2 protein-coding genes are annotated in these 1176 nt (G+C 59.6%); both read right to left on the reverse strand.

Annotated features, from left to right (window positions below; all coding sequences use genetic code 11):
* Positions 1-124: 124 nt before the first annotated feature.
* Complete coding sequence (locus HG543_RS53730; RefSeq protein ID WP_169352685.1) at positions 125-721, reverse strand: imm11 family protein; 597 nt, start codon at positions 719-721, stop codon at positions 125-127.
* On the reverse strand, positions 718-1176 hold a 459-nt coding region (locus tag HG543_RS53735; protein WP_171819161.1), incomplete at its 5' end, for an AHH domain-containing protein. The genes HG543_RS53730 and HG543_RS53735, both read right to left, overlap by 4 nt.

Consider the following 1176-nt stretch of genomic DNA (forward strand, 5'->3'; position numbering starts at 1 on the left):
GTCTTCCCCCACCCCGGCGCGTGCCTCCACACGCACCCGTACTCCTCTCCCCGGTGCCACTGCTTCCCCTCCTCCCACCTCACGTGCCTCCTCTCTCCTCCGCTCATCGCCCGCCCTCCATTCTTCAGAACAGGTCTTCCCCCATGGCCCTCAGGCTCAGCCCCGTGCACCCCTCCGCCTTCAGCCGCTCCACCAGGTCCGAACGGATGATGTATTGGTCAGTCTCCTCCCCCAATCGGAAGAACTTCGCGTTTTCGGGGATGACCTCCTCGCGAAGGAACATCCGCCGCAAGCTCGGGTAGATGATCTCTCGTGGCTCATGGGAGAAGGTTTTATAGACGGAGCGTTGCCAATCGAAGCAGTCCACCTTCATCAGCGCGTTGGCCACGTAGAACTGCTCGTCGTCAACGACATGGCCCCGCCTATCTTTCAGCACGAATGGCAGGTACTCCACCTGCTCCCCTCCCACACCTTCCGCCTCGAAAATCAACCGTGCCTTGTGCGAGAGGATGACAACCTGGTTGATGTTGTTGATGAAGTCCGTCACCCAGTCCCCTCCATCCAACGCCAACTGCAACTCCACCGTGGGCGGGAAAAGGCTCCCCATCCGCTCCCCATCAGAGAGCTTCCAATACTCCTCCACTTTCTCATCAAGCTCTTCGATCTGACAGAACCGCGGATCTTTTCGGACGCCGAATAGGAAGTACTTGAAATGACTCATTTCCTACTTCCGACATCGACAGCCGACAGCGATTGTCCGGGCTTCATTTTCTTGATTTCGTCAAGAACGAGTTCCGATGCAGCCTCAAGCGTCTGTCTTAATTTCATGACTGCCTTCTGACAGTCGCCCTTCCCGGCCATGGCAGCATCCAGCGCCTTCTTGGCTTTACTCAATACATACCGCATCGACGCGGAGTACTCGGGGTGTTCACGAAGTCCCCAGGGGCAGTGCGCCGGCAGCCCCACGATTTCCGCCACGAACACCTCCTTCGGCAGCAGCACCAGGTTGTCTCCCCGGTTGATGTTCCACTTCGCCGCCAGCACCAGCTTCAGCCGCCGCTCCGCCTTCTCGTCCCGGCCAATCAGGTACTCGTGCACCGCCCCCTGCGGCACCAGGTGGTGGTGCTCGTGGTGGTACGGGTACCACGCCCCGTACCCCTGCCTTCCCTCGTCCTT

This window comes from Pyxidicoccus fallax (assembly GCF_012933655.1).
GTDB classification, from domain to species: Bacteria; Myxococcota; Myxococcia; order Myxococcales; family Myxococcaceae; genus Myxococcus; species Myxococcus fallax.

Coding starts and splice junctions, on each gene's coding strand:
- HG543_RS53730 (WP_169352685.1), bottom strand. CDS start 721: ATGAGTCATTTCAAGTACTTCCTATTCGGCGTCCGAAAAGATCCGCGG.